Raw genomic sequence first — 15,801 nt, 5'->3', positions numbered from 1 at the left:
CAATGGCACATCCAAAACGCAAGATTTCTAAAAGTAGAAGAGATAAAAGAAGAACCCACTATAAAGCAGAAGCTCCTTCTTTAGCTACTTGTCAAACAACAGGTGCAATCCACACACCTCACCGCGCTTACAACGTTGATGGTAACTTGTACTACAACGGTAAATTGGTTATTGAAAACACCTCAATAGGTTAATTTTCTGAAAAATAGTTTGTGTTTTAAGTCTTTGAAAGTTTAACTTAGAGACTGGAAACAAGGGTGATTTTACCTTATACACAAACTGATTTTTTACTATGAAAATAGGTCTCGATATAATGGGCGGAGACTATGCTCCTAAAGCAAATGTTTTAGGAGCAATAGCAGCCCATCCATTGTTATCTCCAGATGAGCAGATAGTGCTTATTGGAGATACGAAGCAGATTAAACCTTTACTCTCCGAAAACGGATTTGATCCGGATCTCTTTGAATATGTTCATACCGAGGAGGTAATAGGTATGGGTGAACATCCCACTAAGGCTATCGTTCAGAAGCCTAATTCCAGTATTTCTATAGGTTTCAATTTACTTAAAGAAGGTAAACTTGATTCATTTGCCAGCGCCGGTAATTCGGGAGCCATGCTTGTTGGTGCCGTTTTTAGTGTAAAAACTATTCCCGGAATCATCAGACCGTGTCTTTCTACTTTTTTACCCAAGCTTAGCGGTGGTGTAGGTTTAATGGTGGATGTAGGCGCAAACGCAGATTGCAAGCCTGATACTTTATTACAATTTGGCGTATTGGGAAGCTTGTACGCAGAAAATGTAATGGGTATAAGTAATCCTAAAGTAGCCTTGATGAACATTGGTGAGGAAGATGAAAAAGGAAATATGCTTAGTTTGGCAACATTCCCTTTAATGAAAGAAACCAACCTGTTTAACTTCATCGGTAATGTAGAAGGCCGGGATTTATTTAACGATAAAGCCGATGTAATTGTTTGTGATGGCTTTACTGGAAATGTAATGCTTAAACTGGCAGAATCATTCTATGTACTAACTTTAAAAAGAGGTTTGAAAGACGAATTCTTTGACCGCTTTAATTACGAGAACTACGGTGGAAGCCCGGTTCTGGGCGTAAATGCTCCGGTTGTTATAGGGCATGGAATCTCTAGTCCGACGGCAGTAAAAAATATGATATTACAGTCCAGAGACATGATTACTACAGGCTTGGTAGGCAAAATACAAGCCGCTTTTAATAATTAATATCAAGAAATGAGTAAAATTCATGCTGCGATTACGGCTGTTAATGGATACGTTCCCGAATACGTGCTTACAAACAAAGAGCTAGAATCGATTGTAGACACTACGGATGAATGGATAACGTCCAGAACAGGCATAAAAGAGCGCAGAATACTAAAAGGTGAAGGTTTAGGCACTTCAGATATGGCAGTTCATGCCGTTAATGGATTACTTAAAAAACGTGGAATCACTGCTGAAGAGATTGAACTGATCATCTTCTGTACCACTACACCTGATTTACCTTTCCCTGCGTCTGCGAATATACTGGCAGACAAAATTGGCGCAAAAAATGCATGGGGTTACGACCTTCAGGCTGCTTGCTCTGGTTTCATTTATGGTGTTTCAACCGGTGCTCAATTCATTGAATCTGGTAAACACAAAAAAGTATTGGTAGTTGGAGGCGATAAGATGTCTTCCATCATTAACTACCAGGACCGTACCACCTGTATTATTTTTGGCGATGGCTGTGGCGCCGTACTGTTGGAACCAAACGAAGAAGGCTTGGGGGTAATGGACTCAATCCTTAGAAGCGATGGTTCTGGCAGGCAATTTTTGCACCAGAAAGCCGGGGGTTCGGCAAGACCGGCATCCCATGAAACAGTTGATAACAATGAGCATGCTGTTTATCAGGAAGGGCAGGCCGTTTTCAAATTTGCCGTGACCAATATGGCAGATGTTGCAGCTGAAATTATGGAACGTAATCACCTTACCTCTGAAGATGTAACGTGGTTAGTACCTCATCAGGCCAATAAACGCATTATTGATGCTACAGCTTCAAGAATGGGGCTTGGGTCTGAAAAGGTGATGATCAATATTCAGCGCTATGGCAATACGACTAACGGTACCATCCCTCTATGTTTGTGGGAGTGGGAAAGTCAGTTAAAGAAAGGCGACAACATTATACTTGCAGCCTTTGGCGGTGGTTTTACATGGGGTTCGGTTTACTTAAAATGGGCTTATTAAATTTTTAATCAGAATACAACTTAAAGACTGTTAAGTCGTTATGAGCCACATTTATCGATTTTTTGAATGCAAACTCATGATGATTTTATCATAATTAATCATAACTTAGTTAATTCTAAAAACACATTGTTTTCTTAAAATAACACCAAAAAATGGATATCAAACAAATTCAGGAACTTATTAAATTTGTTTCTCGTTCGGGCGTAAATGAAGTCGCTATTGAGCAAAAAGACTTCAAGATAACTATTAAAACAAATCAGACCCCAACAGTTGTTCATGCTACTGTTCCAGCCCCTGTTGTTACGTCTGCAATCCCTGCAGCCGCAGCGCCACAACCGGTGTCAGCTACGGAAACTAAAGCAGCTCCTGCAGCTGAGGACACTTCAAAATACATTACCATTAAATCTCCAATGATCGGAACATTTTATCGCTCAGCCGGTCCTGATAAGCCACTATTCGTAAACGTTGGTGACGAGATTTCTGCTGGTAAAGTAATCTGCATTATTGAAGCAATGAAACTGTTCAATGAAATAGAAAGTGAAGTTTCTGGAAGAATCGTAAAAGTACTTGTTGACAATGCATCACCGGTAGAATACGATCAGCCATTGTTTTTAGTAGAACCAATTTAATCCGTCATGCTAAATTTCGGTATCTTTAATATGTGTTAACGAATATTAAGAATAAATCCCGAAATAAACTGCGTAGCATTCTTGAAAACAAAAAATCAATAAATACTACTCCTGAAAATTCAGGATGACGAAAAGGAAAAATATATGTTTAAGAAAATATTAATTGCCAACAGGGGCGAAATCGCATTGCGAATTATCCGCACCTGTAAAGAGATGGGCATTAAAACGGTAGCTGTGTACTCTACTGCTGACAGGGAAAGCTTACATGTACGCTTTGCTGATGAAGCTGTTTGTATAGGGCCACCACCAAGTAAAGATTCTTACCTGAGCATTCCTAACATTATATCTGCTGCTGAACTAACAAATGCGGATGCAATTCACCCAGGTTATGGATTTCTATCAGAGAATGCTAAATTCTCTTCAGTTTGCCGTGATTACGGGATTAAATTTATTGGAGCGACACCTGAACAAATCAACTCTATGGGCGACAAAGCGTCGGCTAAAGAAACGATGAAAAAAGCAGGCGTCCCTACTATTCCAGGATCCGAAGGCTTGCTTGAAAGTGTTAAAGAAGGTATAAAAATTGCCAATGGCATGGGCTATCCGGTTATCCTGAAAGCAACAGCAGGTGGTGGTGGTCGTGGAATGCGTGTGGTATGGAAAGATGAAGAGTTTGAAAGTGCATGGGACAGTGCAAGACAAGAATCGGGTGCTGCTTTTGGCAATGATGCATTATATCTAGAAAAATACATCGAAGATCCACGTCATATCGAGATCCAGATCATTGGTGATCAGTATGGCAAAGCTTGTCACTTATCTGAGCGCGATTGTTCGATACAGCGTCGTCACCAGAAACTTGTTGAAGAAGCGCCATCTCCTTTCATGACTCCTGAGTTGAGAGAGAAAATGGGTGAAGCTGCAATAAAAGGTGCAATTGCTGTTCAATACGAAGGTGCTGGTACAATTGAATTCCTGGTTGACAAACACCGCAATTTCTATTTCATGGAAATGAATACCCGTATTCAGGTTGAGCATCCGGTAACTGAAGAAGTAATCAACTACGATTTGATCAAAGAACAAATTAAAGTGGCCTCGGGTGTTCCTATATCAGGCAAAAACTATCTGCCCGATATGCATGCAATTGAATGCAGGATTAATGCTGAAGATCCCTTTAACAACTTCAGACCTTGTCCAGGTAAAATAACTAACTTCCACTCTCCTGGAGGCCATGGTGTAAGGGTTGATACGCATGTTTATGCTGGTTATCAAATTCCTTCTAACTATGACTCTATGATTGCTAAATTGATCTGTGTTGCACAAACGCGTGAGGAAGCAATTAGTACTATGGAGCGTGCTTTAAGTGAGTTTGTAATTGAAGGTGTAAAAACTACGATACCTTTTCACTTAAAATTGATGAAAGATCCTAACTTTAGAGCCGGTAATTTTACCACGAAGTTTATGGAAACCTTCGAATTTTCAGAATAGAAAAAACTATTTATAAGATTTAAAACGTAAATACCATTCTGAATAAAATAGAATGGTATTTTTGTTTTACAAATAACGTACATGAGTGATACTAAAAAAAGGGACCTTATTGGTGCTATAAAAGAAAAAGGGAAAACATTAGAAGCAGAAATGTCTTTCTTTGACCACATTGACGTACTTAGAAAGCATTTATTGCGTGCATTGGGCGTTGTTCTGGTCCTTACCATCGGAGCATTTTACTATACCGATTTTATTTTTAATACGATCATCATGGGTCCCAAGAACCCCAGCTTCTGGACCTATCGTATGATGTGCAGGTTGGTAGATCGCTTTCCCTCATTAGACCACGATTTATGTATTACAAAAATTGATGCAAAAATCATTAACACAGAGATGGCCGGACAGTTCACACTTCAATTGAATTCATGTGTGATGGTCGGTATCATATTGGGTATCCCCTACCTGCTATTTGAACTTTGGTTATTTATAAAACCTGCACTACACGAGAACGAAAGAAAATCAGCCAGTGGTTTTGTTGCTTTTGCTTCCTTCCTATTCTTCTTAGGTATACTATTTGGATATTATATCATTTGCCCTTTATCCATCAACTTCCTAACCAATTTTACGGTAAGTCCTGAGATTCAAAACACCTTTACAATCGACTCTTATCTTTCCTCAGTAATGACCTTAACACTTGGTTCGGGAGTAATTTTCCAGTTACCGGTTATCATCTATGTCTTATCAAAATTAGGTATAATGACCCCGGCATTTATGCGGGCGAGCAGAAGGTACTCAACTGTTCTTATTTTAATAATAGCAGCTGTAGTTACACCTACCGCTGATCCGTATACAATGCTTATTGTGGCGCTACCTTTATTCTTGCTTTATGAATTGAGTATCTTTATATCTGCAAATATAGAGAAGAAAAGAAATAAAGATATTTATGGTGTAGCCAAGGTAAAATAGGCTTAATACAATATTTAATTAAATAACAAAGTTTTAACATGTCAACAGATAAAAAAATGAAAATTGCAATAGGCGCAGATCACGCAGGTTTTGAATATAAAGAGCTATTAAAATCTTACCTAACTGATTATGAAGTTAAAGACTTTGGAACTTATTCAAGCCAATCTGTTGATTATCCTGATTTTGCACACCCTGTAGCCTCAGCAGTTGAAAGTGGGGAGTATACCTTTGGCATTCTAGTATGTGGAAGTGCAAATGGCGTTGCAATAACTGCAAACAAGCATCAGCAAATAAGAGCAGCGATTTGCTGGCTTAATGAGCTTGCCGCTCTCGCAAGACAACACAACAATGCAAATGTTTTGTGCATTCCTGCCAGATTTGTTTCAGAAGATCTTGCAAAGGAAATGGCAACAACCTTCATCAACACACCTTTTGAAGGAGGCAGGCATGGCATAAGGGTTGGAAAAATGTCCTGCTAAAAACCAATCGAAATAACAGAACCTAAGAAATTTAATCCGGCCGGCATGAAAAAGCAGCTTTTATATTCAAGTTTTTTATTACTTATTGGCTGTAGTGCTGTAGCACAAAATAAAGACGCCATAAAATTCAGTCAAACCATCAATAAAGACAATGCGTATAAACATCTGTCAGTATTGGCATCCGATGAATATGAAGGTAGAGAAACCGGCAAAAAAGGTGGCTGGATGGCAGCCGAGTATATTAAGAACCACTTTAAAAGTATTGGCTTAAAAGGTCCTGTATCCGGAGACTACTTTCAGCCAGTTGACATTGTATCGTTTGGCCTTTCACAAATAGTAACAGTCGATGGTCAACCTGCCGAGGCTTTAACTGATTTTTTCATTATCCCCAGAACAGTTTCGGCCAAAGGTTTTGCTTTTAATGCCAACAGCATATTATTCGCCGGATATGGCTTAACCAAAGATGATTACAATGATTATGCTGGTCAAACCGTAGCCGGAAAGGTAGTCATGATCTTTAAGTCTGGAGAAGCCGGATCTCCTGCCCCTACTGCATCTATAAGAAATTCCAGCGCTTTAAATGCCAAACTTAAATATCTGACCGAACAAAAAGCACAGGCAGTTCTGCTTATTGACCCCATTGTTGACAATATGCCTGACAATTTAAAAGGCTATCTCCAATCGGAGGAAATGGCATTAAAGAATAAGGAAACGATGGACCGCCAGGATGTCCCTCAAACCATGCCGGTTATCACAATAGGAACTTCGCTTGCAAATAAAATTCTTGCGGGGGCTAGCACGAACATCGATGCCCTTAAAAAGAAAATAACCGACAGTGGAAAACCATCTCCACAAGAAATTAAAATCAGCGTATGTGCAAGTGCAAGCAAGGTCGAGAAAAAAGTTAAATCAGATAATGTTTTAGGTTTTTTGCCGGGTTCTGATCCTAAATTAAAGCGCGAAGTTTTAGTAATAACAGGCCACTATGATCACATTGGGATTACACCTGATGCCAAAGGCGATGATAAAATCAACAACGGTGCCGATGATGATGGATCTGGCACCACAGGTGTCTTATTAATCGCAGAAGCCTTTGCAAAAGCCAAGAAAGCAGGCAAGGGCCCTAAAAGAAGTATTTTGTTTATGACTGTTACGGGTGAAGAAAAAGGATTGCTAGGATCTGAATGGTATTCTGAAAACCCTGTCTTTCCTTTAGAAAATACCATTACAAACTTAAACATCGATATGATTGGCCGCGGAGACAAGGCGCACGAAAGTGATAATAACTTCGTTTATATCATTGGATCAGACATGTTGAGCGCTGACTTGGATCGAATTGGTAAAAAAGCCAATAAGACTTATGTGAACATCAACCTTGATGAAAAATATAATAACCGCACAGACCCTAATCAGTTTTATTATCGCTCTGATCATTATAATTTTGCCAAACATGGCATACCGGTAATTTTTTATTTTAATGGTGTACATGATGATTACCACATGCCCGGAGATGAAGTAAGCAAGATAGATTTTCCTATGCTTGCCAAAAGAGCAAAATTAGTTTATTTTACCGCCTGGGAGCTTGCAAATGGTCTAAAACGTCCTATGGTTAATAAAAACGAGGACGGCACGCCAAAGATGTAATGGTCAAATTACTTTTTTTCCTGAATTCTTGCATAGTTTTATCTAAGTTTGGAACCAGCAAGATTCAAAACCAGGGGAAATGGTTTAAAGCCTTAAAAAGCTATATCTGAGAATTGAATAGGTAAATAAAAACAGGTGAAAACGATGGATATATCAGAGGAATTTTTGGAGAAGGCGGATGAGAAGGCCTTCGATTTAGGACATCGCAACACTATTAATCATAACATCGGCAAGTATAATGTTGCTGTTGAACGCGGATTATCCAAGTTTGAAAATTTAGAAAACTCCAAAAGAAAAGCACACGTAATTAAGTGGCGCGTGATGGAGAATCTGGATAAGTTTTTACCAGAGTTCGAATCCAATTTCCAACGCAGAGGCGGCAAAGTAATCTGGGCAAACGACACCAATGAAGCCCAAAAAGAAATTCTGAATATCATTAAAAAGAATGGTGGAAAGACAGTTATTAAGTCGAAATCCATGACCACAGAAGAGATTCATTTAAATGATTTCCTTGAAAAAAATGATATTGAGTCCCTAGAAAGTGATCTTGGTGAATATATAGTACAATTACTGGGGCAACCCCCATATCATATTGTAACACCTGCAATGCATTTAAGCAAAGAGGATATTGCCAAATTATTTCATGAAAAATTCGGCACTCCTGTAGACTATACCCCTCAGCAGCTTACTCAAAAGGCACGTGAGCTTTTAAGAGATAAATACCTGAAAGCTGATATTGGGATTAGCGGGGGAAACTTTCTAATAGCCGACACCGGAAGCATTGCATTAACGGAAAACGAAGGTAATGCCAGGCTATGTACAACTTTCCCCAAAATTCACATTGCTATTGTCGGTATCGAAAAAATCATTCCATCGATGGCCGACCTGGACCTTTTCTGGCCGCTTTTGGCAAGCCATGGCACAGGACAAAACCTAACCGTTTACAATACGATTCTGAGTGGACCCAGAAGAGGTGAGGAAACTGATGGTCCGGAAGAAATGTACGTAATCTTGCTTGATAACGGACGTACCAATTTACTTGCGCAAAAAGAACAGCGTCAAGGCCTGTATTGCATCCGTTGCGGCGCCTGTCTTAACGCTTGCCCGGTTTACAAAAATATTGGCGGCCATACTTATAACACGACTTACAGTGGGCCTATTGGCTCTATCATCACCCCGCATCTTAAAGGGATGAAAGATTTCAAGCACTTAAGCTATGCATCCAGCCTGTGCGGAAAATGCTCGGAAGTTTGTCCTGTTAAAATAGACATTCATAAAATGTTGTTGCTGAACAGAAGAGATGCCGCTACCAACCACGACAATAGTAAGGCTGAGGAAGTGGGTTGGAGAATCTGGAAGGTAGGAATGTTAAAAAGATCAAGAATGGACTTCCTGAGCGGAAAGATCAAGAACTTCTTCCTCAAAAATCTATTTAGAAAAATATGGGGTAAGTACCGTTCCATGCCGGTAATATCTCCAAAATCTTTTGCCAAGCAATGGGAAGAAAAAAATAAGGAACCTAAAAACTTATAAACATGACCTTCGACCGAAAAGACAAAAGTGACAGCGCATTATTGAATTTCTATAAGCGTTTACTTTATCCAAGAATGGTCGAAGAGAAAATGTTAATTCTACTGCGCCAGGGCCGGATAGGCAAGTGGTTTTCAGGAATTGGTCAGGAAGCTATTGCTGTAGGCAGTACCATGGCAATGGGTGCTGATGAATATATTCTGCCCATGCACCGTAACCTTGGTGTGTTTACTACCCGTGATATTCCCTTACGAAAGCTGATGGCCCAATGGCAAGGCAAAATTACGGGCTTTACCAAGGGAAGAGACCGTTCCTTTCATTTTGGGACTCAGGACTATAAGATTATTGGAATGATATCTCACCTGGGCCCGCAAATGGCCCTGGCGGATGGGATTGCACTTGCAGATTTAATTGAACATAAAGAGAAAGCTACTTTAGTATTTACCGGTGAAGGCGCAACAAGTGAAGGCGATTTTCATGAAGCATTAAATGTTGCAGCGGTATGGAATTTACCTGTGATCTTTCTTATAGAAAATAACGGCTATGGACTCTCAACTCCTATTAATGAGCAATTCAAATGCAAAAATCTTGCAGATAAGGCTATAGGATATGGGATTGAAGGAATCCAGGTAGACGGCAACAATATTCTGGAGGTATATGATACCCTTAACTCGATAGCTACTTCCATCCGGAAATACCCGCGACCAGTTTTAATTGAATGCCTTACATTCAGAATGAGAGGACACGAAGAGGCTTCGGGAACTAAATATATTCCTCAGGAGCTATTCGATAAATGGGCTGCAAAAGATCCCCTTAAAAACTTTGAGCATTACTTAGTTGAGCAAAATATTCTTACAGCGCACTTAGTTCAGGAAATAAGAGCCTCATTTAAAACAGCTATTGACCAGGAGGTGGAAATTGCGTTTCAGGACCAAGAGCCTATTGCCGATCTGCAGACAGAACTTAGCGACATGTATTCACCCTACCTGTTTGAAGCTACCGAACCAACCGGTCCACCAGGAGAAATGCGTTACTTAGATGCCATTACAGATGGACTAAGAACTGGCATGACAAAACATGAAAACCTTGTTTTGATGGGGCAGGATATTGCTGAATATGGCGGAGCTTTTAAGATTACTGATGGTTTTGTAAATGAATTTGGAAAAGCAAGGGTCAGAAACACTCCCATCTGCGAATCCGCTATTGTTGGTGCTGGTTTAGGACTTTCAATAAATGGATATAAAGCAGTAGTAGAAATGCAATTTGCAGATTTTGTTACCTGCGGTTTTAATCAGATTGTGAACAATCTGGCTAAAACCCATTACCGGTGGGGAGAAAAAGCTGATGTTGTAGTCCGCATGCCCACAGGAGCAGGAACTGGCGCGGGCCCTTTTCACTCTCAAAGCAATGAAGTATGGTTCACCAAAACCCCTGGATTAAAAGTTGTTTATCCGGCTTTTCCTTACGATGCCAAAGGATTGCTACTTTCGGCTATAGACGATCCTAATCCTGTAATGTATTTCGAGCATAAATACCTTTATCGTAGTTTGAGTGGCAATGTACCATCCGGATATTATAACATAGAGATTGGAAAGGCTAATATTTTAAAGCATGGAACACAACTAACGATCATAACCTATGGATTAGGTGTTCACTGGGCCCTCTCTTATCTTGGTGAAAATCCGGAGATTTCAGCCACTTTAATCGACTTACGAAGTTTGCAGCCATGGGACAAAGAAACTGTTGCCACAGCAGTTAAAACAACGGGCAGAGCCTTGATCTTACATGAAGATACATTAACCTGTGGTTTTGGTGCTGAACTGGCAGCATGGATCTCTGAACATTGCTTTAAAAACCTCGACGCTCCGGTTATGCGTTGCGCAAGTGCCGATACAGCCATACCTATGAGTAAAACACTTGAAGATAGTTTCCTGGCAAAAAGCAGTCTGCCCGATACCGTGAAACGCCTGTTGGCTTACTAGTTTAACTTGGCATGATAATGGCCTGTTAGTTAAGCATAAGCTAAGTTTAAAATATGAAATTATTATGTCTATTTTCCCTGCTCACTATGACCATTATGAGCTGTAATCAGGGCCCTAAGCATCCTCAAGCCGATCTTGTTAATGCACGCACCGGCACTCCAATGACTGAGGCTTCGATATTACTTTACGCAGACTCCATTGACGCAACCCTCAACACTTATGAAAAGAATATCAGCCTGGTTTATCAACTAGGGCAGGCAACCATGCGTGTAGAAAAATACAGTTGGAATGGCAAACCGGTATTGTTTTCTCAGTATAAAAATGATGAAGGAATAAGCAATGAAATAAAAAAGTATTATTTCAAAAATGATAGCCTGATTTTATTGAAGGAAGGAGCTAAAATCAACAAACAGGGAACAGATATTTTTGAAGACCATCGTACATACCTTAGAAACAACATCCCGTTTAAAGAAGAATACCGCAGTTCGCCCACCCTCTCATTGCTTAAAGCTGAGCCCTTCCAAATCAGAAAGAAAACTGCCCCTGATCAGACAAAAGCGTATAATGAAGACCTAAAATTGTTAAACGATGCAGTTAATGGCGCTGATAAATTTGACTTGGTTTTCGATAATGTGATATCTGCTCCGGATGAAAGGTATATTCTCTTAAAAAGTAAAATCGCCAGTGGCTATACCGCAAGCGTTTCAATAAAGGATACGGACAGCTATGTGGATAGTCTGTTGAAAGACCCAGCAAATTTTAAAGACAAAAAATTGAATATAAAGTGGGAGGTAAAAGATAAAGAGGCGGTCTATGTACCGGTAGCTGCCAGTGTTACTTCGGCTAACGGATTAAAAAGATAAGTATTACCGTTATCAAGACATACACAACGATATCTCTTTCTCAGTCGCTCTCCTTTTTTAAATTGTCTTCCGTCTTTTATGCTAAATACGGTGTTTATAGGAAGCTCTTCCAGGCGGGAAACATTTAACAGCAGATCATATTTTTTCAAGGCTCTCGACAACTTCAAATCGGTGCAACTGGCAGCAGATGGGTTATTTAAATAGCTTACAATTGCAGATTGTACATCCTGGGGAAAAATGTTCTGTTCAATAAAAGGCACCATCATGCGCTTAAAATTCCGTTTCCATTCATCGCCATGAGGCTTTACTTTATTTTTATGATCGTTCCAGGTCAGCAGATGTGCAAACTCATGAACGGTGGTTACCAGAAAAGCATAAGCATTAAGATCATTATTAACCGAAATCTTATGTCCTGCCCCTTTAAAGGGATGTCCGTAATCGCCAAGCTTTGTTGCCCTGTTTTTAGAAATCTTAAATTCGCATTGAAAATAATCTATCCACCGGGCTATAATTGGAGCCGCGGCAACAGGCATGTATTGTGCTAAGATATTCTCCTTTTTCACAAAGGCCAAGATAATTAAATTACTTTAAAAGTTGATAGGCTATCAGACTTGCTACATATGCCATTCCAGTCATATACACAATTTGAATAATAGGCCATTTCCACGATTTCGTTTCTCTGAATACTACTGCCACCGTACTCATACACTGCATTGCAAAAGCATAAAATAACATCAGGGAAAATGCTGTGGCAAATGTAAATACTGGCAGTCCGGTATCCGGATCTCGCGCCCCCCGCATTTTATTGCGGATGGTAGCAACCTCCCCGTCATTATCCACACTATAAATAGTGGCCATTGTACCCACAAAAGCTTCTCTGGCAGCAAATGAGGTAATTAAAGCGATGCCTATTTTCCAGTCGAATCCTAATGGTTTTATTGCAGGCTCTATCACATGCCCTAAAATACCTGCATAGGAGTTTTCAAGCTTCTCTGCGGCTCTATCTCTCTCCAATGTGCTAACTTGCACACTATCTTTTTGGGCTTCTATAGCCGCATATTTATCGTCAATTTCTTTAAATCTGTCAGAGGGCCCGTACGTTGCCAATACCCAAAGGATAATAGAGATGGCAATAATCACCTTACCTGCTTCAAATACAAAAGTCTTTGATTTCTCATACATGGTATAAATCACATTTGTCCATCTTGGCATTCTGTACACAGGCAGCTCCATAATGAAATATGATTTCTCTTTCGCCTTTATTAGGAACTTCATTACAAAAGCCACCACAACTGCCGCCAAAATACTAATAACGTACATCCCCATAAGGGTTAAGCCTTGCAAATTGATAAAGCCCCATACCATTTTTTCTGGAACAACCAATGAAATCAGTAAGGTATAAACAGGTAATCTGGCAGAGCAGCTTACCAAAGGAGCGACCATAATAGTGATAATACGATCCTTCCAGCTTTCAATATTCCTTGCACTCATGATTGAGGGAACGGCACACGCCAGGCTTCCAATCATGGGTACTACAGATTTTCCGCTAAGGCCAAACTTGCGCATAATCTTATCCATCATAAAGGTAACTCGGGCCATATAGCCGGTATCCTCCAGTATAGATATAAAAGCAAACAAGATCGCTATTTGAGGTATAAATATCACTACACCACCTAAACCGGCCAATACGCCATCCAAAAGAAGATTGGTTAAAATACCATCCGGCAGATGCTGGTGTCCGTATTCAGTAAGCCAGACAAAAGCATATTCAATTAGCTCCATTGGATAAGATGACCAGGAGAAAATAGAATTAAAAATAAAAAATAGAATCCCAATGAAGATCAGAAAGCCCCAAAATTTATTGGTAAGTACCGAATCCAGTTTATCACTGAAAACGAATTTTCTCGCCGCTCCGGTATCTTCTACCACCCCACTTAAAATGGTGCTTAAATATCTGTAGCGGGCAATGGTTTCAGCCGCTTGTAACTTAGAAGACTCAAAAGTATGTTCAGCCTTTATCCGCTCAAAGGTTTCATGATCCTGAAGGGAAAATGTATTAAGATGCTCGTGCTGATGTAGTATTTGTAAGGACAGATAATTATTTTCTGTCTTGATGCGCTGCTTAACCAAATCAATAGCCTCTGGCGCCAGTACATGCATATCCGCTCCGGCTACCTGAGTAGCAATTTTTGTAGTATTATGAATAGCTTCCTTTAGCTCGGTTAAGCCTGAATTACTCCTTGCAGAAATTGCGACTACTTGTATCCCCAGCCGCTCAGAAAGTTTATTGATATTGATATCAATTCCTTCTTTTTTGGCCATATCGGTCATATTAAGTGCCAGAACCATTGGAACACCCAAATCGGCGACCTGCGAATAAAGCAATAAATTTCTTCGAAGGTTTGTCGCATCGGCGACCAGCACAACAAGATCAGGATGACTTGAATTATTTTTATCAGCCAACACCTGAAATACGATGCTTTCGTCTTTGCTTTTCGGATACAGGCTATATGTACCAGGTAAATCAATTATTTCAGCCTGTTTGTTATCGGCTAATTTGCAATAGCCTACTTTCTTGTCAACAGTTATACCCGGAAAATTTCCGATCTTTTGATTTAATCCCGTAAGTAGGTTAAAAAGTGTAGATTTCCCAGTGTTGGGGTTACCAACTAAAGCAATTTTAATATCTTTTGCCAAAATTATTATTGAATTATAATAATAGACGCTTCGTTTTTACGCAAACAAAGTTGATATCCTGCAACGCGAATAGCTATTGGGTCACCAAGTGGCGCAAAACGTTCTACTTCTACTGTTTCACCAGGCAAGCATCCCATTTCCATTAATTTTACAGACATTTCTAAATCTGTAAACGCTACGATAGTACCCTGTTCTCCTGGATTTAACTGTGAAAGTTTCATCTATGTATATTGTTATTTTGAGGCGCAATTTAGACTTAATTTATAATAAATCCAAATAAGCAGGGATTTATATATAGTCATAAAAGCCCTCTAATAAATAAGGGGCTACTTGCTAAACTGATAGCATTACTTGCGTGGGTAGCTGGAATAGCTAACTTTTGGGCATTTACAACCTGGTTTAAAAATGCTGCAACTGCTAATTAATCCCACTAACATTAACAGCACCAATAAATTAAATCGTCTTTTCATTGTAATTAGATTTGTGTAGTAAAACATAGCTAAAAACGCCCATAAAAACACCTGTCATATCACACCCAAAATCCCACCACTCTGCTGATCTGTAAGTGAAAAACTTCCATTGTAATATTTCAATACCACCTCCAAGTGCTGCTGTAATGAGAATGATCTTAAATATGGTCAGCGAGCGGAAGCTATAATTATGCTGATGTTTTATTTTACCATAAAACAAAAGAATAGTAAGCACATAAAAGAACCCTAAATGAACCAATTTATCAAAGCCTTCAAAAAAAATGCCTGATCCACTGGTATCAGGCATTTTCATATTACAAAGCACTAAAATCACAATGGTCCATACAATGGCCCAGACCTGATATTTTAATTCCCCGAATTTATTCATCAATTATGCTCCTACAAGTGCCTTGTAAGCATCCGCGGTTAACAAGCCCTCAACTTCCGAAAGATCAGAAACTGCAACCTTAACCATCCATCCCTGTCCATAAGGATCAGAATTTACAAGTTCCGGGTTGTCATTTAGCGCAGCATTAGTTTCTGTCACAGTAGCAGTTACCGGCATAAACAGATCTGAAACTGTTTTAACCGCTTCTACAGTACCAAATACCTCATCTTTGCTCACTTGATCTCCTACGGTATTAATGTCAATATACACGATGTCACCTAGCTCACGCTGTGCAAAATCAGTAATACCGATATAAGCTTCATTACCCTCAATTCTAAGCCATTCGTGGTCTTTAGTGTACTTCAATTCTGATGGAAAATTCATTTCTCTAAATTTATTTTTTCGTAAATCTTTTACCGCTCAACACATTAAATA

Annotated in this window: 16 protein-coding genes; 11 read left to right on the top strand and 5 right to left on the bottom strand. The window is 39.5% G+C overall.

The genetic code is table 11. The features are described from left to right. Nucleotides 1-2 precede the first annotated feature (2 nt). From rpmF to AC6CH7_RS15210, 11 genes are all read left to right on the top strand, one after another. Nucleotides 3-194: a 50S ribosomal protein L32 gene (rpmF, locus tag AC6CH7_RS15260; RefSeq protein WP_048903635.1), complete on the top strand. Its 192-nt coding sequence runs from the start codon at nucleotides 3-5 to the stop codon at nucleotides 192-194. A gap of 98 nt (nucleotides 195-292) precedes the next feature. After that, complete coding sequence (gene plsX / locus AC6CH7_RS15255; protein ID WP_498263579.1) at nucleotides 293-1,234, top strand: phosphate acyltransferase PlsX; 942 nt, start codon at nucleotides 293-295, stop codon at nucleotides 1,232-1,234. Between the two features lie 9 nt (nucleotides 1,235-1,243). Next, complete coding sequence (locus AC6CH7_RS15250; protein ID WP_498263578.1) at nucleotides 1,244-2,233, top strand: beta-ketoacyl-ACP synthase III; 990 nt, start codon at nucleotides 1,244-1,246, stop codon at nucleotides 2,231-2,233. Between the two features lie 152 nt (nucleotides 2,234-2,385). Further along, complete coding sequence (gene accB / locus AC6CH7_RS15245) at nucleotides 2,386-2,862, top strand: acetyl-CoA carboxylase biotin carboxyl carrier protein (protein ID WP_498263577.1); 477 nt, start codon at nucleotides 2,386-2,388, stop codon at nucleotides 2,860-2,862. 144 nt (nucleotides 2,863-3,006) lie between these two features. Then, the gene (accC, locus tag AC6CH7_RS15240; RefSeq protein WP_498263576.1) at nucleotides 3,007-4,347 is read left to right on the top strand and encodes an acetyl-CoA carboxylase biotin carboxylase subunit; all 1,341 of its coding nucleotides are present in this window, start codon (nucleotides 3,007-3,009) and stop codon (nucleotides 4,345-4,347) included. Nucleotides 4,348-4,428: 81 nt separating this feature from the next. Then, nucleotides 4,429-5,313 carry a twin-arginine translocase subunit TatC gene (tatC, locus tag AC6CH7_RS15235; RefSeq protein WP_498263575.1) on the top strand — a complete coding sequence of 295 codons (885 nt, stop codon included), beginning with the start codon at nucleotides 4,429-4,431 and terminating at the stop codon, nucleotides 5,311-5,313. Nucleotides 5,314-5,351: 38 nt separating this feature from the next. Beyond that, complete coding sequence (rpiB, locus tag AC6CH7_RS15230) at nucleotides 5,352-5,792, top strand: ribose 5-phosphate isomerase B (RefSeq protein ID WP_048903629.1); 441 nt, start codon at nucleotides 5,352-5,354, stop codon at nucleotides 5,790-5,792. A gap of 45 nt (nucleotides 5,793-5,837) precedes the next feature. After that, complete coding sequence (locus AC6CH7_RS15225; protein WP_498263574.1) at nucleotides 5,838-7,436, top strand: M28 family peptidase; 1,599 nt, start codon at nucleotides 5,838-5,840, stop codon at nucleotides 7,434-7,436. A 144-nt stretch (nucleotides 7,437-7,580) separates the two neighbouring features. After that, nucleotides 7,581-8,969 (top strand): LutB/LldF family L-lactate oxidation iron-sulfur protein, encoded by a 1,389-nt coding sequence (locus tag AC6CH7_RS15220; protein ID WP_498263573.1) that lies wholly within the window; start codon nucleotides 7,581-7,583, stop codon nucleotides 8,967-8,969. A 2-nt stretch (nucleotides 8,970-8,971) separates the two neighbouring features. Further along, nucleotides 8,972-10,948: an alpha-ketoacid dehydrogenase subunit alpha/beta gene (locus AC6CH7_RS15215; protein ID WP_498263572.1), complete on the top strand. Its 1,977-nt coding sequence runs from the start codon at nucleotides 8,972-8,974 to the stop codon at nucleotides 10,946-10,948. A 53-nt stretch (nucleotides 10,949-11,001) separates the two neighbouring features. Then, entirely contained in the window at nucleotides 11,002-11,811 is an 810-nt protein-coding gene (locus AC6CH7_RS15210; RefSeq protein ID WP_498263571.1) for a hypothetical protein, read from the top strand. Here AC6CH7_RS15210 and AC6CH7_RS15205 read toward each other — a convergent pair. The 5 genes from AC6CH7_RS15205 to gcvH form a co-directional block, all read right to left on the bottom strand. Next, on the bottom strand, nucleotides 11,760-12,374 hold the full coding sequence (locus AC6CH7_RS15205) for a SprT-like domain-containing protein (protein WP_498263570.1): 615 nt from the start codon (nucleotides 12,372-12,374) through the stop codon (nucleotides 11,760-11,762). The genes AC6CH7_RS15210 and AC6CH7_RS15205 overlap by 52 nt on opposite strands. A 19-nt stretch (nucleotides 12,375-12,393) precedes the next feature. After that, a complete protein-coding gene (feoB, locus tag AC6CH7_RS15200; RefSeq protein WP_498263569.1) occupies nucleotides 12,394-14,508 on the bottom strand; it encodes a ferrous iron transport protein B in 2,115 nt (704 codons plus the stop codon). A 5-nt stretch (nucleotides 14,509-14,513) separates the two neighbouring features. Then, entirely contained in the window at nucleotides 14,514-14,729 is a 216-nt protein-coding gene (locus AC6CH7_RS15195; RefSeq protein ID WP_048903622.1) for a FeoA family protein, read from the bottom strand. 232 nt (nucleotides 14,730-14,961) lie between these two features. Then, entirely contained in the window at nucleotides 14,962-15,366 is a 405-nt protein-coding gene (locus AC6CH7_RS15190) for a VanZ family protein (RefSeq protein WP_498263568.1), read from the bottom strand. A 3-nt stretch (nucleotides 15,367-15,369) separates the two neighbouring features. Then, a complete protein-coding gene (gcvH, locus tag AC6CH7_RS15185) occupies nucleotides 15,370-15,750 on the bottom strand; it encodes a glycine cleavage system protein GcvH (protein ID WP_498263567.1) in 381 nt (126 codons plus the stop codon). Between the last annotated feature and the right edge of the window lie 51 nt (nucleotides 15,751-15,801).

It is taken from the genome of Pedobacter sp. GQ55 (assembly GCF_059758925.1).
This window is presented reverse-complemented; position numbering and strand designations above follow the sequence as displayed.